Raw genomic sequence first — 22,044 nt, 5'->3', positions numbered from 1 at the left:
CATGACAAATCCGGAGGCCGGACGCTTATTTCGTCATATAGGCGTCGGGCGCGGGGCAGGTCCGGTCCTTGTAGGGAATGAGCCAGGGCGCGTAGTTCGCCTTGGTGATGATGGCGCCGGGAATGGTGATCTGCTTCGGCGCGCTCTTGCCGCGGATCGCATTCAGTCCAACTGCGGTGGCGACGCAGCCGATCTTGAAGCCGTCGAATTCAGCGATCGCCAGCAGGGTGCCCGCCTTCACCGCTTCGACCGCTTCCGGCACGCCGTTGATGGAAACCACGGCGACATTCTTGCGGCCGGCGGCGTTGAGTGCCTCGATGGCGCCCAGCGCGGAGGCATCGGCGGCGGAGATCACGCCATCGATATTGCTGAACTGCTGAATCAGGTTTTCCATCGTCTGCATGCCGAGCAGGCGCTGGAAATTTGCCGGCTGCGAGGCCAGCACCTTGATGTTCGGATAATCCTTCACGGCCGCGTCGAAGCCACGCTTGCGTTCGTCACCGGTGGTCGAACCCTTGACGCCTTCGAGAATAACCACATTGCCCTTGCCGCCGAGATGATCGAACAGGGTCTTTGCGATTTCATAGCCGAGCTTGTAGTCGTCCTGGCCGACATAGGAGAGATACGGAGCATCACCGCCGCGGTCGTTATAGTTGATAATCGGCAGGCCGGACTCGATCAGACGCTTGATGGTCGGCAATTGCGCCTTGGCGTCGATCGGCATGAACAGCATCAGGTTCGGCTTTGTGACGCCGACATCCTCAAGCTGCGACATGCCCTCGGTGATGTTGTTGGGCTTGGTCGGCGTGTAGTTCTTGACCGTCGCATTCATCTTGGCCGCCATTTGTGCGACGCCGGCCCGCACGCCTTCAAAATGTGGGTCCACCTGGTTCTTGGTGAATGCCGCAATTGTTTCGCCGTCGGCCAGGGCGGCCGAGTGGGACAGGGTGCCGCAGATCAGCGCGGCGACAACGCATCGAAGTGGTCTTGTGGTTCGCATGATGGCCCCTTTTGGTTTGTGGATGGCGAAAAGTGACGTGGTCGATTCAGGTGCCTCCGGAGCGGCGCCTGCTGATGGCGAGGTCCGCGAGGATGGCGATCAGCACGACGGCGCCGTTGACCAGCGGATGCCAGGTCGCGGCGACGTTGAGCAGATTGAGGCCGTTGACAATGATGGTCAGCAGGATCGCGCCGAGCACTGTGCCGACGATGTTGCCGCTGCCGCCGAACAGCGAGGTGCCACCGACCAGCACGGCCGCAATGGCCGGCAGCAGTAGCGGCTCGCCGATGCCGGGCTCGGCAGCGTTCAGCCGTGCGAGGTACACCAGCGCCGCGACGCCGGCGGTCAGGCCGCTCAGCACGTAGAGCAGGAGCCGGCGTCGCTCGACGGGAACGCCGGACAGGAATGCCGCGGTCTGGTTTGCCCCCATGAAGTAGGCTTCCCGTCCGAAGGTGGTGCGACGCAGAAGCACGCTGCAGGCGACACAGATCACAAGCGTGATCCACATCGGCAGCGGCACGCCAAGCAAGAATCCGGTGCCGAAATAGCGAAATGACATCGGCATGCCGTAGATGGTCTGCCCGGCCATGAACCAGTAAGCCATGCCTTGGGCGACCCACAGCATGCCGAAAGTGGCGAGAAAAGGCGGCAGCCGCAGCCGGTTGATCATCAGCCCGTTGGCAAAGCCGATCAGCGTTCCCGTGCTGATGGCGACAATGACGCCGTACCATGGATTGCCCGTGGACTTGATTGCGGCGGCTGCGAGACAGGCCGACAGCGTCAGATTGGCGCCCACCGACAGATCGAGGCCGCCGCCAATGATCACCAGGGTGAGGCCGGAGGCAACGAGGAACAGCAGGCTCGCCTGTCGGAGCAAGTTGAGCAGGTTGCTGACCGACGCGAAGCCGGGATCGACAGCGCTGAGCGCGCCGGCGATCAGCACGATCAGGAACACACGACCAAGCAGGGCAGCCGCGTCTGGTGAAAGTCGTGCAGGCCGGACGTGGGGCGTTGCGGAGATTGTCATGTCGGCTGCCTCAGCCATTGTTTGCGCGCCTGGTCGATCAGCAAAGCGAGGATCAGCAGGATGCCGATGCACACCACCTGCAGCGACGAGTCGATGGAGAGGATGTTGAGGCCATTGCGCAGCACCGTGATGGCGAGTGCGCCGAGCACCGCGCCGAACAGCCAGCCCTGTCCCTTCTCGAACGAAGTGCCGCCAAGGACCACCGCGGCAATCGCCTCGAATTCCATGCCGATGCCGACGGTCGGGTGAGCCGAATTGGTGCGTCCGATCAACAGCACCGCGGATAGTCCGATGATCGCGCTGCCGAGCATATAGACGCCGAGATGGACGAGATTGGCGCTAATCCCTGCCAGACGCAGCGCATCCTTGTTGCCGCCGATGGCGATCACATAGTTGCCGAGCCGTGTTCGGTATAACAGCAGCCAGAGCGCGGCATAGAGGATCACGGCGATGGCAATTGGCGTCGGAACAACCCCGAGCTGCGATCGATAGAACGTCTCGATGGTGGGCGTGAAGCCGCCAACCGGATCGCCATTGGTGATGACCAGCGCGATGCCCTGCATCAGGCCCATCGTGCCCAGCGTGACGACGAAGGCGGGCAGCGCGAGATAGGCTATCATCACGCCGTTGAGGGCACCGAACGCGATGCTGACCGCGAGCGCAAGCGCGCAGGCTGCAGTTATTCCCCAGCCGGCGAGCAGCGCCTCGGCGACGATGACGCCGCTAAGCCCGAGCAAGGCTCCCGCAGACAGATCAAGGCCTTCGGTAAGGATGATCAGCGTCATCGGTAGCGCGATCATCAGCAGGAGCGACGTCTGCAGGCCGACATTGACGAGATTAGTCTGCGACAGGAATCGCGGATTGGCGAGCGTAAACAGCACGAACATCAGCACCAGCAGAATACCCGCGCCGGGCACCGCGCCGAGGCGTTGCATGAGGCTCGGCCCGCGCGCGGGCTCCGTCAGGACATTCATTGATGCACCGCTAGTTCGAGGATGGCCCGTTCCGTCATCGCGTCGCCCACGAGATGGCCGACGATGCGATTGTCGCGCATCACGTAGGCCCGGTCGCACAGTTGTACGAGCTCAGGCAATTCCGAGCTGATGACGACGACGCTGGCGCCGCCATCGACCAGTTGGTCGATAAGGCGATAAATCTCGACCTTGGCACCGATATCGACGCCGCGGGTGGGCTCGTCGAGCAAAAACAGCTTGGCGCCGGCGGCGAGCCACTTCGCCAGAACGACCTTCTGTTGGTTGCCGCCACTGAGGGTGCGAACGGTCTGGCGCGTGCCATGGGCGGCGATGGCCAGCTGCTCGATCAGCTTGCGGGTGTCGCGCTCCGCGACGGCCGGTGAGAACCAGCTGGCGGTGAAGCTGCGCCACAGCGAGGCAATGGTCGCGTTGTCGCGGATGTCGAGGGCCAATGCGAGGCCCTCCTGCTTGCGGTCTTCGGGCAGCAACGCCATGCCGGCGCGCACCCGCGCATCCAGCGTGCCGGGCGCGGGCGCTCCCAGCCACGCGATCTCGCCGCTGGTGATGGGATCTGCGCCGAATAGCGCGCGGACGACTTCGGTGCGCCCGGATCCGACGAGTCCCGCGAGACCCACCACTTCGCCGGCGCGGATCTCGATAGAGATATCCGATAGTTTTGCGGTGCTGATGCCCGCGGCGAACAGGACCGGGTCCCCTGGTGCGCGAGGTGTACGCGCCAGCTGGGATCCGGAAGCGCGGCCGATCATCGCGCCAACCATCTCGGTTTGGCTCATGGCACCGCGCAGCAGGCTTGTCACCACGGCTCCATCACGCAGGATGGTGATGCGATCGCCGAGCATCTGCACTTCTTTCATGCGATGGGAAATGTAGACGATGGCGACGCCGCGTTCGGTCAAGCGGGCGATGGTCTGGAACAGCCGCTCGGATTCGCGCTCCGAGATCGCGGCGGTCGGCTCGTCCATCACCAGTACGCGTGCATTTTGCGACAGCGCTTTGGCGATCTCCACCATCTGCTGCTGCGCCACGCCAAGCTCGGCGGCATAGGACCGGGTATCGTAGTCGAGCCCGAGATCGTCGAGGATGATGCGGGCCGCGGCATGCATGGCGGCGGCATCGACAAGACCGAAACGACTGAACTTCGCTTCGCGGCCGAGAAAGATGTTCTGCGCGATGTCCAGATAGGGAACCAGCGAGAATTCCTGGAAGATCACCGCGATGCCGAGCGCGGCGGCATCGGCGGGGCGGGCAATCGTGACCGGTCGCCCCTCGATGGCGATCTGGCCGCGCTCCGCGGCATAGGCGCCGTACAGCACCTTGATCAGCGTCGACTTCCCGGCGCCGTTCTGGCCGAGAATGACATGCACTTCGCCAGCATGAATATCGAGAGAGACGTTCTTCAGCGCGTGGACGCCCGGAAACGACTTGTCGATTCCGCTGAGGCACAACAGCGGCACGGCCGCTGCGCCCGCAGTGGCATGCCCGGCGTGATTTTCTCGGCTGTCCTGAACGTCGGTGCCATGCATCATCTGTCGGCCTCGTTCGACCCTGGACCCGGGGCCGGCGGGAGGTCCTGGCGTCTACTTGCGCGGGGGAATCGCGGCAATCACGTCTAGCTCGACGCGGGCGCCCTGAGTCGACAGCCTGGTTGATGCAGATGGTCGTGCTGGCGGGCGTCCAATCCCCGAAATATTCCTTCATCACCTTCACCATGCCGTCCTGGTCGCGGATATCGGTGAGATACTTCGTCACCTTGACGATATCCGTCCAGGCCAAGCCTTCGTGCTCCAGGATCGACTGGATCGTCATCATGGCGCGGTGGGTCTGATCCTCGATCGAATTCGGGTGGTTGTGCTCGTCCAGCACGTGCGGATGCTTGTGATAGAGCGGCGAAGGCGTCGCGCCCGAGATGTACAGCATGCCGCACGGAACCTCGACCCGGATCGCCGGCGCATAGGGCATGTCGCGCTTCCGCTCCGGCTGGGTCTGGATTTCCTTGATATGCGGATTGGTCGGCGAAGTTGCAAAGGCCGGGTTGGCGGTCATGTTCGTTTCCTTGGGGACGTCGCACGCGTTACCGTCAATATGGAACTGACGAGTTGCCCAAGCGTGGGACCAAACTATCTTTGAGTCAAGATAAAATAGGTCGGTGGTAAGATAAATGAAATTGCATATTATTGTGCCTTTCTGCCTGTATGCTCAGCAGCATGAGCAATGATTCGATTGATGAGATTATTAGTGGTTGGCGCCGTCGCCGGCCGGATCTCGACGCTGGCCACCTTGATGTCGTCGGCAGGATTATTCGCCTGTCCGTTCACATGCGCAGCGCCATCGAGCCGGCGCTGCAGGAACAGGGCTTCAATTGGGAATTGTTCGATCTGCTTTTGACGATTTACCGCCGCGAGGCCGACGGTACGTTGGGCGTTCGCCCCACCGATCTCTACGCGGAATGCCTGCTGTCGTCGGGCGGACTTACCGCGAGACTGCGCCGTGCCGAGCAGGATGGATTCATCGTCAGGCGCCAGGATCCTGACGATGGACGTGGCGCGAGGATTACGCTGTCGGCGAAGGGGCGAAACGCGGTCGATAAAGCGATTGCCCAGCACTTTGAGCTGTCGCGTTCGGTCGACCAGACTCTCACGGCCAGCGAGCGCCAGACGCTGACCCGGTTGCTGCGGAAGCTGCTGGTTTCGGTCGAGCAGGTCAGTTCTTAGGAATGGATTGAGCGCTAATCCCGTCAGGCATTCCAGGTATTAGAAAGTAGTCCGCACGAATCTGTTTCTAGTGGACGCTTCGTATTACCTCGGCCCAAGTCACCCGATCGCGTCAATGAACTTGCGAATACGCATTCCCTTACAGTGGGAGGGCGTGTTGCATTGTGCATGTTCATCGAGCGCGGGCCTGACTGCTCGATGCCGAACGGCGCTTGTTTCGCAAAAGGCGGACAAGCCGAGCGAGATAGCTTTACACAAAGATAAAATATCTTGACTCGAAGATACTTTGGCGGCAGCCTTGTGAGCAAGATAGCGATTGAATTTGGTGTGTTTTAAAATTTTCAAGATGGAGCGCCCGATGAAGCGGATACGTGTAGCCTATACTCTTGTTGCGCTCACACTTAGCGGTCTGAGCGCCTATGATCTCTCCCTGCCTGCTTATGGAGCCGATGACCAGAAGTCCATGTCAGGCGCGGCGATCAAACTTGGATTTTCTGCCGAACGGCTTCAACGTCTTTCTACGGGACTGGACCGCAAGATCGCCGAAAAAGCCTGGCCCGGCTCGGTAACCTTGATTGCCCGCGATGGTCGTCTCGTCCATTTCGAGGCTCATGGGACCCTGGATCAGGCCGGCAAGACTCCGATGCCTACCAATGCGATCTTCCGGATCATGTCCATGACAAAGCCGGTTGTGAACGTGACCGCCATGGCGCTTTGGGAGCAGGGTCTGTTCAATCTCGACGATCCTGTCGACAAGCTTCTTCCTGAACTCAAGGTGTTGAAGGTTGTCGATCCCAAGTCGGGCGAAACCGTGCCTTTGGTCAGGTCCATCACGATCTATGACCTGCTCCGTCACGTGTCCGGCTTCACGTATGCTTTCGCGGCTCAAGACCCTTCTCGACCTGAGCACGTGAAGACGATTGCGAAGGAATACACGAAAGTCGGAATTCAGACGAACATCACGCCGGAAGAGTTTTTGAACCGGCTTGCCGCTATCCCACTCATACAGCAACCGAACACTGCGTTTGAGTACGGAGTGTCGACCGATGTCTTGGGCGTGCTGCTTGAGCGCATGACAGGTAAGCGGTTAGATCGCCTGGTGAAGGAAATCGTGCTCGATCCGCTCCGCATGCAAGACAGCGGATTTGAAGTGCCGGCATCGAAGCTGACCAGGCTGGCCGACGCATATGATGCCGACCGGATGAAGTCGGGACTGTGGAGTGCGGTGGAGCCCACGCGAACTGACAAAGCTTACAGCAAGGCCAGCAATGGTATGTTCTCGACGGCCAGCGACTATTTCCGCTTCGCGCAGATGTTGATGAATGAAGGCGAACTGGACGGAGTGAGAATTCTGTCGCCCAAGACCATCAGATTTATGACGTCTGACCACATTCAAGGCTTGGGAGGCTCAACCGCGTCGGTTGCCGGTCCCGGATATGGCTTTGGGTTGGGATTTGCCGTTCGCCGCCAAGCCGGGATGGCCGTTGTTCCAGGCAATCCGGGAGATTTCAACTGGCCTGGGATCGCCGGCACCTCTTTCACCGTCGATCCCAAAGACCGCATTGTTGCTGTCATGATGGTTCAGGCACCCTCCAACCGCATCCAGGCCCGTCACTTCTTTAAAGACATGTTGTACTCAAGCATTGTGCGCGACTAAGTAAGCGCGATTGGAGGAAAAATCCGATGACTAATTTTCCCCATAGCGGCTTAGCCGGTGGTTGCGGTTGTTGCACGCCGGCGGGGGTCTCCCGCCGCCAATTCCTGTGCACGGGCGCTGCCGCAGCTGTTGCCGCGCCTGTTGCTGCTGCAGCCATGGTCAGTCCGGCGCGAGCCCAGCAGTCCGCGCGGACGCCCCCCTTGGGTCGGCCGATCCTGATCAAGAACGCTTGCGTCATTTCGCTCGACAAGGCGGTCGGCGATTTCGAAAGCGCCGACGTGCTGGTGCGAGGCAGCAAGATTGCGCAGATTGCCCCGAATATCAGCATCGACGATGCCGAGATCATCGACGCCTCAAACACCATCGTGATGCCCGGCTTTGTCGATACGCATCGTCATATGTGGGAAGGCATTCTGCGCAACATCATTCCCGATGCTTCGTTGCCTGACTACTTCCGCATCATCCAGCGCGTTCTCGGACCGGTTTACACGCCCGACGATTGCTATGCGGCCAACCTTCTAAGCGCGCTCGGCGCCATCGATTCCGGTGTCACGACAGTTCTCGACTGGTCGCACATCCAGAATACCCCCGAACATACCGACGCTTGCATCAAGGCCCTGGCGGATTCCGGAATACGCGCTGTGTTCGCCTATGGCTCACCGTCGAACGCGTCGCCGGATTACCGCCAGGATCCGAAACAGAAATATCCGGATGACATTCGCCGGTTACGCAAACAATACTTCTCCAGCGATGACCAGCTTCTCACGCTGTTTCTGGCGAGTCTCTCGGCACCGCCAGAGCGGATCGCGGAGACGTGGGCTGTCGCGCGCGATGTCGGTGCGCCTATTTCGATCCATGTCGGCGTCGGCAACTTCATCAACGGTACGGTGCAGAAGCTCGGCGAGATGGGCGTTCTCAAACCCGATACGACCTACATTCATTGCTGCACGTTGAACGATACCGAGTGGAAGATGTTGGTCGATAGCGGCGGCACGGTATCGATGGCAGGTTACGTGGAAATGATGATGGGGCACGGTACGCCGCCAATTCAGAAAGCGCTGGATCTCGGCTTGCGGCCATCGCTCAGCATCGACGTCGAAACCTCGGTTCCCGGCGACCTTTTCACGCAAATGCGGACGGTCTTCGCGCTCCAGCGCAACGACGTCTTCCAGCGCGGGATCAAGGGCGAGAAGAACTTGCCGAAGCTCCTGACCTCACGCGATGTGCTGGAATTCGCGACCATTGAGGGAGCTCGCGCCAACAAGCTCGATCGGAAGGTCGGCACGCTGACGCCGGGTAAGGAGGCCGATCTGATCCTGCTCCGCACGGACCGTCCAAACGTCGCGCCGGTCAACAATGCGGTCGGCGCTGTGGTGGCGAACATGCACCCCGGCAACGTCGACACCGTGATGGTGAGCGGCAAAATACTCAAGCGCAACGGTCAGCTGGTGGGCGTCGATTTCGGCACGGTGAACAAGCTTGCGATCGCGGCGCGCGACCGCACGGTCGCGGCGAGTAAATATGAACGTGCTCGCTTCTAGAAGCGGTAAGTGAATTTATCTCGTGATCGGTTGCGGTTGTCCGTTCACCGTTGCGGTGGTGGTTCGATTCGGGGGGGGGGCCCCAAACCCGCTAAGCAGAGTTCGTGCGGAATGTGACTCTCACGTCCGAACATAGCCTGCCATCGCCCGCGCTGTGTCCGGCGGCGGCAATCTGAGACTGTTCGGGCGTTGCCGCACTCAATATGCTACGACTTATCATCGAGGAGCGTCTTGTCGAAGTCTCCCCTCGCTTTCCGGAAGCGGTCAGCATTTTCGACGATCCAGGTCCACAGCGGGACCATGCGAACCAGCATTTCCATCCCGGTGTCGGACAGTCCATATTCTACCCTCGGGGGCACCTCCCTAAAATCATGACGAAGAACCAGCCCATCACGCTCCAGCTGCCGAAGCGTACGCGTCAACATCCGTTGAGTGACACCATGCATTCGTCTGCCGATTTCCGCGTGACGTAGCTGGCCATACACCCCGAGCGTATGAACGACGCCGAGCGACCAGCGGTTGCCGGCATGGGCGAGAACTTCCCGGCGCAAACCGTCATCATCGTTCCTCAGGCCATCGCAGACCGTCTGGGAGTAGCTGAGAATGGCGTCTTGGTCCAACGTTCTGACCGGGGTATCATCCATGTGCCTTCTTCCCTTCTTGGCGATGCGCCGCCATGTTACGGCGACAACGAATTTCCGAACAGGCTAAAGTCATGAACGCATCAATGTCCGCCGTTAAGTCCCGGAATATCCTCGTATTGGGAGCCGGGGAACTCGGTCTTCCGGTCCTGAAGAATTTGGCGCGTCGTGCCAAGGACGTGAAAGGGGCCAAGATCAGCGTGCTACTGCGCGGCAGTGCGGTCGAGTCCGATGCGCCGGCCAAGCAACGGGATATCGCCGACATCCGCAGCCTGGGAATTGAGATTGTCATAGGCGATTTAGTGAAGAGCTCGGTCGATGAGCTCGCATCGGTGTTTGCAAAGTATGACACTGTGATCGGCTGTGCCGGCTATGCCGCCGGCATCGACACACCCATGAAACTGGCGAAGGCCGCACTGCAATCGGGCATTCCCCGCTATTTCCCATGGCAGTTCGGTGTCGATTTCGACTTGATCGGCCGCGGCGGTCCGCAGGATATTTTCGACGCACAGTTGGACGTGCGTGAACTGCTGCGTGCCCAGACGGATACCGAGTGGGTCATCATCTCGACCGGCATGTTTATGAGCTATTTGTTCGAGCCGGAGTTTGGCGTGGTTGACCTGGCAAAAAGCCAGGTTCATGCGCTGGGCAACCTCGAGACCGCCGTTACACTGACCACTCCTGAAGATATCGGAGCACTGACCGCTGCAATCGTATTCGCCGAACCCACCATCCGAAACGAGATTGTGTTTTTGGCCGGCGATACCGTGACCTACGGAGAGGTCGCCGACAAGCTTGAAGCGGCCCTGCATCGCCCATTCAGCCGTTCGGAATGGACCGTGTCGTTTCTGATGGAGGAACTTGCACGCGACCCGCAGAACATGATGCGAAAGTATCGCGCCGCTTTTGCCCAAGGGCGTGGCGTGGCCTGGAACAAGGACGGGACGTTCAACCAGCGCCACGCCATTCCTGTCACCGATGTGTCCGCGTGGATCGACGCCAATCTTGCGCCAGGTGGTGGCGGGTAATTGTAAAGCCTGCCAAATCCATGAAGCGTCGGCCAGTTCTCAACCAAGGCTCCACCACGGCAAGCTTTACGTCCAACGTCGGTAGTTATGCGGATCGGACTCCGCAAAGCTGGCAACGCCATCAGCGACACCAGCGCCCTGACTGTACCAGGGGGCATTAGCCAGCACGGTCGACGCGGCGTTGAAGGACTATCGCGCGGCCAATCCGGATTTCGAACGGACAGCAACGAAAGTCCGTCATTTCTCTCTGATTAAAGCGCAATCGGCTATTTCGCGTTTGACCATCTCGCGAGATAGCCGGTTCACAAAGACGGCTATTGGCGCATCAGCCATAGAACGTAAGGTAGATTCTTCAAACTCGGTGGTTGATAAACGTGCGGACCATTGTTCAGCCGCTCTATGCACAACGAAGAGGCTACCTTAGAATGCGCTGCAGTGACGCTGCACTCAGGCTCGATTGGTGAGCAGGTGACCCCACCACCTCGAATTCGATCAAACTGGGAATAGGCGAGCTGCGGATGCAGATATGCTACAAGCGTTGCGGGCCTCGGGCGACAGATAGATGTTCTCTTGCAGGAAGTTGATCAAGGCGGCGATCCTCGATGGCTGGGGTGATCGCTTCGGAAAGACCGCCCAAATCGCCTGATCCGCGGGGCGTTCTTCGGCAAGCAGTTCCACCAGCGTTCCGTCGCGTAAATGATCCTGCACGTAGAAATCGGGGAGCTGGCATAGCCCCAGGCCTTGAATTGCGGCGTCCAGCACTGCAAAGCCGCTATTGCAACGCCACCGTCCCTGTGGGGCGATATAATTGTCCTGCCCTGCGGTCTTGAATTGCCAACGTTGGGCGGTTCCGAGCAGGCATGCATGGGCATCTATATCCGATGAGCTTGTGGGAGCGCCGTGACGTTCCACGTAGGCAGGAGATGCACACACGTGGAGCGACCTTGACCCAAGTTGAACTCGACCAAGACGAGTGTCGGTGACTTCACCGATCCTCACTGCGAGATCCATGCCGTCCGCGACCAAGTCGAGCACGCGGTTGGTGAGTTCCATGTCAACGCTTATTTCGGGGTGCTCGGCCACGAATCGCCCGATAATCGGAGCGATTGTCCGCTCGCCGTAAGATATGGCGCAAGTCAAGCGGATCAGTCCCTTGATCGCGTCTTTGCCGGACGTGACGGAGTCGAATGCCGCTTCACGGTCATCGATCAGTTGACGGCAGCGTTGCTCAAACAGCCGCCCGATTTCCGTCAGCGCAACACGTCTGGTATTGCGCACCAAAAGTTTACTACCGAGGCGCTCCTCAAGCCGGGTTATTTCCCGGCTGACCTGTGAGATCGAGACACCAAGGCGGCTGGCGGCACGGGTGAAGTTGCCAGCTTCGGCGACCGCTACGAGCGCATCGAGACCTTCCCAGCTTTGCATTCAGATCCTCATCTTTGCGGGTTGGAAAAACTGTTTTCAGAAAAACCTGGATTATCACCATCCCGCGAAGCGTTTAGCTTCTCGATGATCGGGAGAAAAAAATCATGAAATCGCGCGCTGCCGTCTCGTTCGAAGCCAAGAAGCCACTTGAAATTGTCGAAGTCGACCTCGATGGACCGAGGGCCGGTGAAGTTCTGGTGGAGATCATGGCAACAGGGATTTGCCATACGGATGCGTACACGCTCGATGGCTTCGATAGCGAAGGTATCTTTCCTTGCATCCTGGGGCATGAGGGCGCGGGAATTGTCCGAGAGATCGGTCCAGGAGTGATTTCGGTCAAGCCGGGCGACCATGTGATCCCGCTTTACACGCCCGAATGCCGTCAGTGCAAGTCGTGCCTGTCGGGCAAAACCAATCTCTGTACCGCTATCCGTGCCACGCAGGGCAAGGGGCTGATGCCCGATGGCACGTCGCGCTTCAGCTACAAGGGGCAGCCCATCTTCCATTACATGGGGTGCTCGACGTTCTCGAACTTTACGGTATTGCCGGAAATAGCCGTGGCAAAAATCCGCGAAGATGCTCCCTTCGACAAGAGTTGCTACATCGGCTGCGGCGTGACGACTGGCGTCGGCGCGGTGGTCAACACGGCCAGGGTCACCCCGGGCGCCAACGTAGTCGTGTTCGGGCTTGGCGGCATTGGGCTAAACGTCATTCAGGCCGCCAGGATGGTGGGCGCCGACAAGATCATCGGGGTCGACATCAACGGTGACAAGCAGGAGTGGGGCCGTCGTTTCGGTATGACCCATTTCGTCAACCCGTCCCAGATCGGCGATATTGTTGCTCACTTAGTCGCGCTCACAGACGGTGGCGCCGACTACACCTTCGATTGCACTGGCAATACCACCGTGATGCGCCAGGCGCTCGAGGCCTGCCATCGCGGCTGGGGTGTCTCCGTGGTGATCGGGGTGGCGGAATCCGGAAAGGAAATTGCCACGCGACCGTTCCAGCTTGTGACCGGCCGGGTCTGGAAAGGCTCAGCATTTGGTGGTGCACGCGGCCGCACCGATGTGCCGAAAATCGTCGACTGGTACATGAACGGAAAGATCGAAATCGACCCGATGATCACCCACGTTCTCAAGCTGGAAGAGATCAACAAGGGCTTCGAACTGATGCACCAAGGCAAATCGATCCGTTCGGTCGTGGTGTTCTAGTCCAAAACGTCAAACAAGTAGGGAATGCCCATGACTGTACACATTCACCCATCGATCGACACCGGCGTAAAGAAGGGTTCCGGTAACTTTCCCGGCGGGACGCTGGTCTGTAAATGCAAGGACAAACCGGTCAAGGTCGGCATCAAAGGCGATGTCGCCCATAACCACGCATGCGGTTGCACCAAATGCTGGAAACCCGAAGGTGCGACTTTCTCGGTCGTCGCCGTGGTGCCGCGCGAGAGCGTCACGGTGCTTGAGAACGGAGAGAAGTTGCAGATTGTCGATGCGTCCGCGGCGATCCAGCGACACGCCTGCAAGGTCTGCGGCACTCACATGTATGGCCGCATCGAGAACAAGGCCCATCCTTTCTATGGCCTCGACTTTATCCACCCCGAACTGTTCGATGAAACCGGCTCTGCGGCCCCGGGATTTGCGGCGTTTGTGTCGTCGGTCATCGAATCTGGCGTCGCCCCATCGGAGATGCCGGGCATTCGATCGCGTCTCAAGGAACTCGGGCTCGAGCCTTATGATTGTTTGTCCCCGGCGCTGATGGATGCGATCGCCACCCACGTCGCAAAATCGAAGGCGGCCTGAAACATCAGGGAAAGCGGCGCAGCTTCCGGTGACGGAAGCTGCGCCTATTTTTGTTTAACATATCTCTCCGGGGCTGTGCTGTAGACATCGGCCGCGAACGTGAAGTTCTCGCGTTGGAGATCGGCAAGTGCTGACTTCCACTGATTGCGCGCATCTAGTCAGCCTTTGCCGCAAACGCTGCGATGGCTGCCCGTGGCGGCCCGGGCTAACAAAGCGTGCAGCTCATCGTTCTTGCTGGCCCTTCTGAAGCGGGGTCATGCCGCGAGACGATTGTTGTTCATCCCGTTGCTGAAACGCAAGAATATCGGCCAGGCGTTTTCTCGCTGGAGCGCCCATCGACCGCGCAACTTCCGCGATAATCAGCTCAGTCAGGGCGAAGGCACCCACAAGTGAGTCGAAGGGGTCGAGACCCTTGGTGCTGCACGTCAACAGCGATGTCGCATGCTGAGCAAGAGGCGACAGATACTGATCGGTGAAAAGAATAAGGTGAGCCCCGCGCTTCGTCGCCTCAATGCCCCAACTTACGGTGGTCTCTTGATAATGCCGGTAGTCGAAAAGAACGACCACGCTCTTCGGATCTAAATCGAGCATACAAGAGTTTCGGCCGAAACCATCCGAGGGAATCTGCGTGACGTTTCGGCGCAACTGGGACAGGTAAGTTGCAACGTGCGAGGCAAAAATAGAACTTACCCGACCTCCCATCAGGTAAATAGGTCGCTTGGGATCTGACAAAGCAGATACGGCCGACTTTAGCTCGGCAGCATCGACATGAGTAAATGTTGACCGAAGACATTCCTGGTAGGCAGCGAGGGCCTTTGCTGCGGGTGTCGATCCGTTGCCGCCGCGCTTGGACGAGGGATAGGCATCAACCGGAGAGAAGATCCGCTCTTGAATTTCGGCTCTGAGCGCAGCGTGAAACTCGGCATACCCATCGAAGCCAAGCTTGCTGACCAGACGAAGTACGGTCGGGCCACTTACATGAGCCTCAGCGGCTATCTGGGCGATCGGAACGAGCCCGCTCGTCGGATATCCTTCGATAATCGCGTTAGCGACGGCGAGCTCCGAGGGCGAGAGATGGTTGCGCACGACACGAATTCTCTCCGCAACCGTGCCGAGGGAAGGAATGGGGATAGTCATGAAGGCTCTAATCCAGAATCTATGCAGGTATCTACAGGTAGCACAATCGATGTGGCGAAAAAAGCGCCACTGTGCCGACGGTATTCGCAGGCGAGGCGACAATAGTATGCAGTCGCCATCCTGGATAGAGCTTCGGCCGCACGGACCGCGCCGAGCGATGACGATGGATAAATGACCTGCAGCAGCAGTGTTTTTCGTGCTGGGTGACTTGCTTCGCAGTTTGAGCAGATGGGTCTGCCGCTTGGTCGCTCAGCCATCGTGAATTACAAAAAAACCTATTGAAATAAAAACGTAATATTCATAACGTGTGGTCGGTTGGTGAATTTGATCGTAGGCTATTGCTAGGTTGACGCGGACCCGAGATCCAGCGGACCGCGCGATCCGGGGGCGAGGGCGGGTGGATACAACAATATTTCTGTTCCTGCTTCAGGACGGTATCATCAACGGCGCGGTATATGCGCTGGTGGCGATTGCGCTGGTGCTGGTCTTCGCCGTCACGCGGGTGATCTGCGTGCCGCAAGGTGAATTTGTCGCCTTCGCTGCACTTACCGTTGCCGCACTGGAGAATGGTCAAATGCCATCGACGCCGTGGCTGCTGCTGGCGCTGGGCGTCATGGCTGCGGTGACCGAAGTGGCGTGGCATTTCCGCGAGATCAACTTGCGCCGCCTGATCCGGATCGCGCTGCTCGATCTGGCTCTGCCGGTCGCCCTGCTTTTGCTGACGCAAGCGCTCGCGCCGCTCAAGCTCGGCCAGACGGTCGACATCCTGCTCGCGATCTCGCTGATCACGCCGATGGGGCCGATGCTCTATCGCATCGCATTCGAGCCTCTGGCGCAATCCAGTCCGCTCGTGCTGCTGATGGCTGCGTTCGGCGTGCATTTCTCCTTGATGGGCCTCGGCCTGCTGTTTTTCGGTCCGGAGGGGAGCGGGACCAAGCCGCTGTACGATGCATCATTCTCGCTCGGCAGTCTTGTCGTAACTGGCCAGAGCGTCGCAGTGCTGATCATCACCGCCGTGCTGCTGGTCTTGTTCGCGCTGTTCTTCGGTCGCACCTTGCTCGGCAAGGCGCTGCGCGCCTGTTCGTCGAACCGCGTTGGTGCGCGGCTGGTGGGGATACCGACGTCGATCGCCGGACAATTCTCGTTCGCCATCGCAGCCCTGCTCGGCGCGGTGTCGGGCGTGCTGATCGGCCCGCTGATGACGGTGTTCTATGACAGTGGATTCCTCATCGGTTTGAAGGGATTTGTCGCCGCGATCATCGGGGGGCTCGTGAGTTATCCGCTTACGGTGATTGCGGCGCTTGGCGTAGGCGTCTCCGAAGCGCTGTTTTCGTTCTGGGCCAGCAATTTCAAGGAGGTTCTGGTCTTCACCCTGATCATTCCCGTGTTGGCCTGGCGCTCGATTTACGCACCGCACGTGGAGGACCGGGAATGAAGCCGACACGGGGGCGAGCCATCGCGATTGTTTTCGCGATCCTAATTCTGATTGCGCCGTTCTCCGGCTTCCTGCCGGATTATTGGATCACGCTGTTCAATTATATCGGTATCTCCAGCCTCGTTGCCATCGGCCTCGTACTGCTAACCGGCGTCGGCGGCATGACCTCGTTCGGGCAATCCGCATTTGTCGGATTTGGCGCGTACACCACCGCCGTTCTGACGTTGTACTTTGGTATTTCGCCGTGGCTCACGTTACCAGCGGCGTTGATCGTCACCATGATCGTCGCCGCCGGCATCGGCGCGGTGACGGTGAGATTGTCCGGCCACTACCTGCCGCTCGCCACCCTTGCCTGGGGCATCGCGTTCTTTTATCTGTTCGGCAATGTGAGCTGGCTCGGCGCGCACGATGGTTTGCTCGGCATTCCCGCGCTGAAAATTGGCGCGCATCAACTCACCGATCCGAAGGAATTCTTCATCATCGTTTGGGTCGCGGTGGTGCTGGCGGTGGTCGCAACACAAAATCTGCTTGGCGGCCGCGTCGGTCGGGGTATCCGCGCACTCCGCCGAAGCACGCGCGCGGCGGAAGCCTTTGGCGTGGATACCGCCGCTGCAAAACTGATGGTGTTCGTTTACGCGGCCATGCTCGCGGGATTGGCTGGCTGGCTTTACGCGCATTTCCAGCGTTCTGTATCGCCTAGCCCGTTTGGCATCGATGCCGGCACCGAATATCTGCTGATGGCGGTGCTCGGCGGGGCGGGCCGCGTCTACGGCGCCATTCTCGGTGCGGCAGGCATAACCGTGCTGCGCGATCAATTGCAGAACCTGCTACCATGGTTGTTCGGCCAGACCGGAAATTTCGACGCCATCGCTTACGGCGCGGTGTTGGTGCTGGTCTTGCAGACCGCGTCCAATGGTTTGTGGCCGATCCTGTTCGGCCCACCGCCGCCGCCGAAAGTGCCGGAGCCACGCGATGGCAAGAAGCTGTCTTCCCGCGACCTGCCGGCACTCGGAACGCGGCTTCTGCAGGTGATGGATGCACGCAAGGAATTTGGTGGCCTCACTGCGGTGAACGACGTGAGCTTCCACGTCGAGAGTGGCCGCATCATCGGGCTGATCGGTCCGAACGGCGCCGGCAAGAGCACAACATTCAACCTGATCACCGGCGTGATTCCGTTGACTTCGGGCGGCATCCAGTTCGAAGGTCATCCTCTGCAGGCGCAGACACCGCAACGCGCCGCACGGCTCGGGCTCGGCCGAACCTTTCAGCACGTCGAGATCGTTCCCGACATGAGCGTGATCGAAAACGTAGCATTGGGTGCACATCTGCTTGGCCGCGCAGGCGTGTTGCGCTCGATCATGCAGCTCGATCGCGCCGAAGAAGCCATGTTGTTCGCTGCCGCGAAGCGTGAGCTTCAGCGGGTCGGTCTCGCCGACGTCGCGTTCAATCCGGCGGGAACACTGGCGCTTGGACAACTGCGCCTCGTCGAAGTGGCGCGCGCGCTCTGCCTCAACCCGGCGCTGCTACTGCTCGACGAGCCCGCAGCGGGACTCCGCGTCGGTGAAAAGAAGGCTTTGGCAAAATTGCTTCGCGAGGTTCGCGCTGAGGGCATGAGCGTTCTGCTGGTCGAGCACGACATGGATTTCGTCATGAGCCTGGCCAACAAGCTCGTGGTGCTGGATTTCGGCACAAAAATTGCCGAAGGGTTACCCGCGGATATCAGGCAGAACCCGGCTGTACTGGAAGCCTATCTCGGAGGCTTGGAATGACGATGCCGCTGCTCGATGTACGCGATCTCTGCGTGTCCTACGGACGGGCGCAGGCGCTTCATAATGTTTCGATCGTTGTGACGCCCGGCTCATTGGTTACCGTCATCGGATCGAACGGGGCTGGCAAAACAACACTGTTGAATGCTGCAATGGGCCTACTCAACGCGCGTGGTGCCATTATTTTCAAAGATAAACCGGCGATATCGATTCCGCTGGAAGCGCGGGTGAAGGCAGGGATGTGCCTGGTGCCGGAGCGTCGCGAACTGTTTAGCGACATGCCGGTCGAGGATAATCTGCGACTCGGTGGTATTCGGCGCTCGCGCGGTGAACGCAGTGAATCACTCGAGCAGATATTCACTCGATTTCCGAGATTGAAGGAACGGCGCCAGCAACTTGCAGGAACGCTCTCCGGCGGCGAGCGACAGATGCTGGCGATAGGCCGCGCGCTGATGGCGCGTCCGACACTGCTGATGCTCGACGAGCCAAGCCTTGGGCTCGCACCCCGCATTGTGCGCGACATCTTCCACATCCTGACCGAATTGCGTGCGAGCGGCGTATCCATCCTGCTGGTCGAGCAAAATGCGCGTGCTGCGCTGCAGGTCGCCGACTACGCATACGTGATGGAGTTGGGGGAGATCACCACGCAAGGTCTGCCATCCGCGATCGCGCAGGACCCGAGACTGATCGAAAGTTATCTCGGCCTCGGCAGCAACGAGTACTAACATCAGGACAATCAAGGGGGAGGACTTCATGTTGCGACGTAAATTCTGGATGACCGTGCTGGCAACCGCGTTGCTGGGCGCCAGCAGCGCACAAGCACAAATCAAAGTGGGAATCACGATGAGCGCGTCAGGCCCTGGCGCCGCGCTCGGACAACCGCAAAGCAAGACGGTTGCCGCGCTGCCGAAGGAGATCGCGGGGCAGAAAGTCACCTATGTCGCGCTCGATGATCAATCTGACCCGACCAAGGCGTCGCAGAATGCGCGCAAGATGATCGCGGAAGACAAGGTCGACATCTTGATCGGTTCGTCGCTAACACCGGTGTCGCTGCCGATGATCGACGTCGCCGCCGAGGCCAAGACGCCTCTGCTGACACTCGCCGCGGGTGGTGTGCTCGTTCAGCCGATGGACGACAAGAAGAAGTGGGTGTTCAAGGTCGTGCCCAACGACGATATCATGACCACCGCAATCCTTAGATACATGGTCAAGATCGGCGTCAAGAAACTCGGCTACATCGGCTTCGCTGACGGCTATGGCGAAGGCTACTACAATGTGCTGGAGGAAAAAGCGCCGCAAGCCGGTATCCAGCTGACGACGCACGAGGTATATGCGCGCAGCGACGCCAGCGTCACAGGCCAGATCCTGAAGATCATCGCCTCTAAACCCGATGCAGTATTCGTCGCTGGGGCAGGCACACCGGCTGTGCTGCCACAGAGGGCGTTGCGCGAGCGCGGCTACAAGGGGCCGATCTACACGACGGACGGCGTCGCAAACAACGACTTCATCCGACTCGGCGGCAAGGATATCGAAGGCTCGATCTTCGCTGGCGAAGCTTTCACCATCGTTGATGACATGGCGAAAGATGACCCGTTCCGCGCGCCTTCAGAGAAGTATATCGCCGCCTACCAAGCGGTCTATAATGAAACCCCGTCCGCTTTCGGCGCCAATCTGTGGGACTCAATGGTTCTCGTCGAAAACGCTATCCCGGCGGCACTCAAGGCAGGCAAGCCCGGTACGGCAGAATTTCGTGCGGCATTGCGCGATGCGATCGAGGTTGGCAAAGAGATTTATCTTTGTAACGGCCTGTCGAACATGAGCCCGACTAACCATAACGGCTACGATGAGCGCTCGGCATTCCTCATTCAGGTCAAGGGAGGAAAGTTCCGTCTCGTCAAATAAGTTCGCCGATTGTTCTTGATCGAGACGCAGTGCCCGGCTTCACGCCGGGCATTTTGCGTTTGAGGCTGACGCCGGATCAGAATTGAGAGGTTCAGGACGTTGTCCGGAATCTCGCGTCGATTAAGTCAAGAACTATTTGTAACAGGCCAGCGCCTGAAGCAGGCGCTCCCTGGTAAGCATTACGCCGGCCACAACGGCACTGTTGCTGTCGGGACGTCTGATCGTCACCACACCAGCCTCATCTCAAAATCCGAGAGCGAGGCCATCCCTGCGGTGGTCAGAGGCGCCGAGCAGAATGCCGCGCGCATGATCGATCTGGATTGCCTGGGAGGCGCCGATCGGCTCCACGGGGTAGCGTACGTCGTGGCCGCGCTTGCGCAGTTCGTCCTGGATCGCTGCTGGAATTGTCGTCTCGACCTCCAACACGCCGTCGAAGCCAAATGAGCGCGGCGCTTCGGACGCAGCCTGGATATCCATCTTCATATCAAAGATGTTCGAGATCAAATTGGCGTGACCGGCTGCCTGGTAGTTGCCGCCCATCACGCCGAATGACAGCACGGTTCTGCCGTTCCGACGTAGGAGGCCTGGGATGATTGTGTGCATCGGACGCTTGCGCTGCCCGAGGGAGTTGGGATGCCCTGGCATAGAGCGAAAGCATGATCCGCGATTCTGCAGTAGGATGCCTGATTTGGGGGCGTAGATGCCGCTACCGAAGGGCGTAAACAGCGAATTGATCAGCGACACGGTGTTGAGGTCGCGGTCGACCACGGTCACGTAGACGGTGTCGCGGTGCTCAACATCGTCCCACGTATCCGGTTCGGACGCGCGGTTCATGTCAATCCGGGCGCGAATGCGTTCGATATAACTCTCAGCAAGGAACGAGGCCGGATCGATGGCGCTGGTTGCCGGGTCGCAGAAGAAGGCGTCGCGCGCGCGGTAAGCTGCCTTCGTCGCCTCCGCGAGCAGATGGATGCGGTCCGTTTGAGACAACGCGCCGACGTCGAAGCCTGCCAATGTGCGCAGGATCATAAGCGCGGCAAGCCCTTGTCCGTTGGGAGGACACTCCACGACTTCGTGATCGTGGTACATCGCCGAAATTGGATCCACAACGTCCGTCGTCTGCGCATCGAAATCATCCAGTGTGTGGGCACCTCCCATCGCGCGGAGGATACCGACCATTTCTTCGGCAGATTCGCTACCGTAGAAGGCTTCTCGTCCATGTTTTGCGATCTTGCGCAAGGTGCTACCCAGCGCCGGTTGCGCGCGAATGTCGCCGACCGTGGGTGCTACACCATTAGGGAGAAACTGGGCCGCCGCATTTGGGTCAATCTCGATCCGGTCGCGGAATTTGCGCCAGTCCTCTGCAACGCGCGGGGTAACGCAAAAGCCCTGTTCGGCGGCATTGACTGCTGGTTGAAAGATTTCCTCCAGCGACCTGCTGCCGTGATCGGCCACGAGCCGGCACCAAGCGTCGACCGCACCTGGGATGGTCACTGCTTCAGGCGACGTTTGCGGAATGCCCCGCCGCGAGCCGTCAGCATATTTGCCGACATCGGTGAAAAGAGGCGAGCGACCCGAGCCATTCAGCGCAATTGGATCGCCTCCCTTGGGCGAATAGAGCACGAAGCAATCGCCGCCTATGCCGGTCATCGCCGGTTCGACGACGCCCTGCAAGGCGATCGCCGCAACGGCTGCGTCGACTGCATTACCACCGGCTCTGAGTATGTCGAGGGCGGCCAGCGTCGCCTGCGGATGCGACGTTGCGGCCATACCTCTCTCCGCCACCGCCACCGAGCGACCAAGAGCCATGAAATCACGCATGTTGTATCCCCAATTTATAAACCACCGTCCGCGCCAATAGCATCGAAGCAGGCGGGAAGTCAGGCGGAGTACCTGCAGTTAAGCTGGACACCAATTGCGATGGAAGTGCGTTGCCGCCCGACCGCGCGGCATGAATTCCGGGCACGTTATGAA

Annotated in this window: 18 protein-coding genes and 1 pseudogene; 10 read left to right on the top strand and 9 right to left on the bottom strand. The window is 59.6% G+C overall.

Features of this window, described 5'->3' with window-relative positions:
• Window positions 1–25: 25 nt before the first annotated feature.
• The 5 genes and pseudogenes from ACUXVA_RS30595 to ACUXVA_RS30575 form a co-directional block, all read right to left on the bottom strand.
• Window positions 26–1,000, bottom strand: coding sequence for a sugar ABC transporter substrate-binding protein (locus tag ACUXVA_RS30595; protein ID WP_265082188.1), 975 nt, complete (start codon window positions 998–1,000; stop codon window positions 26–28).
• Window positions 1,001–1,046: 46 nt separating this feature from the next.
• Window positions 1,047–2,027 carry an ABC transporter permease gene (locus tag ACUXVA_RS30590; protein ID WP_265082189.1) on the bottom strand — a complete coding sequence of 327 codons (981 nt, stop codon included), beginning with the start codon at window positions 2,025–2,027 and terminating at the stop codon, window positions 1,047–1,049.
• The gene (locus ACUXVA_RS30585; protein ID WP_445489986.1) at window positions 2,024–3,001 is read right to left on the bottom strand and encodes an ABC transporter permease; all 978 of its coding nucleotides are present in this window, start codon (window positions 2,999–3,001) and stop codon (window positions 2,024–2,026) included. The genes ACUXVA_RS30590 and ACUXVA_RS30585 overlap by 4 nt, the downstream gene beginning before the upstream one ends.
• Complete coding sequence (locus ACUXVA_RS30580) at window positions 2,998–4,545, bottom strand: sugar ABC transporter ATP-binding protein (RefSeq protein ID WP_265083592.1); 1,548 nt, start codon at window positions 4,543–4,545, stop codon at window positions 2,998–3,000. Before ACUXVA_RS30580 ends, ACUXVA_RS30585 begins: the two co-directional genes overlap by 4 nt.
• A 181-nt stretch (window positions 4,546–4,726) precedes the next feature.
• Window positions 4,727–4,939 (bottom strand): annotated as a pseudogene (locus ACUXVA_RS30575) (RidA family protein); the annotation flags it as partial.
• Between the two features lie 287 nt (window positions 4,940–5,226).
• Here ACUXVA_RS30575 and ACUXVA_RS30570 point away from each other — a divergent pair.
• The 3 genes from ACUXVA_RS30570 (at window position 5,227) to ACUXVA_RS30560 (ending at window position 8,931) form a co-directional block, all read left to right on the top strand.
• A complete protein-coding gene (locus ACUXVA_RS30570; RefSeq protein WP_265082192.1) occupies window positions 5,227–5,733 on the top strand; it encodes a MarR family winged helix-turn-helix transcriptional regulator in 507 nt (168 codons plus the stop codon).
• Between the two features lie 358 nt (window positions 5,734–6,091).
• Window positions 6,092–7,390 (top strand): serine hydrolase domain-containing protein, encoded by a 1,299-nt coding sequence (locus tag ACUXVA_RS30565; protein WP_445489984.1) that lies wholly within the window; start codon window positions 6,092–6,094, stop codon window positions 7,388–7,390.
• Window positions 7,391–7,416: 26 nt separating this feature from the next.
• Window positions 7,417–8,931, top strand: a complete 1,515-nt coding sequence (locus ACUXVA_RS30560; RefSeq protein WP_445489982.1) for an amidohydrolase family protein — start codon at window positions 7,417–7,419, stop codon at window positions 8,929–8,931.
• 206 nt (window positions 8,932–9,137) lie between these two features.
• Here ACUXVA_RS30560 and ACUXVA_RS30555 read toward each other — a convergent pair whose 3' ends face one another.
• Window positions 9,138–9,575, bottom strand: a complete 438-nt coding sequence (locus ACUXVA_RS30555) for a winged helix-turn-helix transcriptional regulator (protein ID WP_265082195.1) — start codon at window positions 9,573–9,575, stop codon at window positions 9,138–9,140.
• Window positions 9,576–9,646: 71 nt separating this feature from the next.
• Between ACUXVA_RS30555 and ACUXVA_RS30550 the strand changes: the two genes are divergently transcribed.
• Window positions 9,647–10,600, top strand: a complete 954-nt coding sequence (locus tag ACUXVA_RS30550) for an aromatic alcohol reductase (RefSeq protein WP_265082196.1) — start codon at window positions 9,647–9,649, stop codon at window positions 10,598–10,600.
• A 492-nt stretch (window positions 10,601–11,092) separates the two neighbouring features.
• Here the strand turns inward: ACUXVA_RS30550 and ACUXVA_RS30545 are convergent, their stop codons facing one another.
• The gene (locus ACUXVA_RS30545) at window positions 11,093–12,025 is read right to left on the bottom strand and encodes a LysR family transcriptional regulator (protein WP_265082197.1); all 933 of its coding nucleotides are present in this window, start codon (window positions 12,023–12,025) and stop codon (window positions 11,093–11,095) included.
• Window positions 12,026–12,129: 104 nt separating this feature from the next.
• On the opposite strand from ACUXVA_RS30545, the gene ACUXVA_RS30540 reads away from it, so the two are divergent.
• On the top strand, window positions 12,130–13,236 hold the full coding sequence (locus ACUXVA_RS30540) for an S-(hydroxymethyl)glutathione dehydrogenase/class III alcohol dehydrogenase (protein ID WP_265082198.1): 1,107 nt from the start codon (window positions 12,130–12,132) through the stop codon (window positions 13,234–13,236).
• Between the two features lie 30 nt (window positions 13,237–13,266).
• A complete protein-coding gene (gene gfa, locus ACUXVA_RS30535; protein WP_445489978.1) occupies window positions 13,267–13,830 on the top strand; it encodes an S-(hydroxymethyl)glutathione synthase in 564 nt (187 codons plus the stop codon).
• 222 nt (window positions 13,831–14,052) lie between these two features.
• Here gfa and ACUXVA_RS30530 read toward each other — a convergent pair whose 3' ends face one another.
• Window positions 14,053–14,967 carry a MurR/RpiR family transcriptional regulator gene (locus ACUXVA_RS30530; protein WP_265082200.1) on the bottom strand — a complete coding sequence of 305 codons (915 nt, stop codon included), beginning with the start codon at window positions 14,965–14,967 and terminating at the stop codon, window positions 14,053–14,055.
• A 397-nt stretch (window positions 14,968–15,364) separates the two neighbouring features.
• Here ACUXVA_RS30530 and ACUXVA_RS30525 point away from each other — a divergent pair, with 397 nt between their 5' ends.
• The 4 genes from ACUXVA_RS30525 to ACUXVA_RS30510 are packed head-to-tail and all read left to right on the top strand — an operon-like array spanning window position 15,365 to window position 20,070.
• Window positions 15,365–16,402, top strand: a complete 1,038-nt coding sequence (locus ACUXVA_RS30525) for a branched-chain amino acid ABC transporter permease (protein WP_445489976.1) — start codon at window positions 15,365–15,367, stop codon at window positions 16,400–16,402.
• Entirely contained in the window at window positions 16,399–18,171 is a 1,773-nt protein-coding gene (locus ACUXVA_RS30520) for a branched-chain amino acid ABC transporter ATP-binding protein/permease (RefSeq protein WP_265082201.1), read from the top strand. Before ACUXVA_RS30525 ends, ACUXVA_RS30520 begins: the two co-directional genes overlap by 4 nt.
• Window positions 18,168–18,893 (top strand): ABC transporter ATP-binding protein, encoded by a 726-nt coding sequence (locus ACUXVA_RS30515; RefSeq protein ID WP_265082202.1) that lies wholly within the window; start codon window positions 18,168–18,170, stop codon window positions 18,891–18,893. Before ACUXVA_RS30520 ends, ACUXVA_RS30515 begins: the two co-directional genes overlap by 4 nt.
• Window positions 18,894–18,921: 28 nt before the next feature.
• On the top strand, window positions 18,922–20,070 hold the full coding sequence (locus tag ACUXVA_RS30510; protein WP_265082203.1) for an ABC transporter substrate-binding protein: 1,149 nt from the start codon (window positions 18,922–18,924) through the stop codon (window positions 20,068–20,070).
• A 243-nt stretch (window positions 20,071–20,313) separates the two neighbouring features.
• Here the strand turns inward: ACUXVA_RS30510 and ACUXVA_RS30505 are convergent, their stop codons facing one another.
• The gene (locus ACUXVA_RS30505) at window positions 20,314–21,891 is read right to left on the bottom strand and encodes a gamma-glutamyltransferase family protein (RefSeq protein WP_445489973.1); all 1,578 of its coding nucleotides are present in this window, start codon (window positions 21,889–21,891) and stop codon (window positions 20,314–20,316) included.
• Between the last annotated feature and the right edge of the window lie 153 nt (window positions 21,892–22,044).

The sequence above is a fragment of the Rhodopseudomonas sp. RCAM05734 genome (genome assembly GCF_052658035.1).
This window is presented reverse-complemented; position numbering and strand designations above follow the sequence as displayed.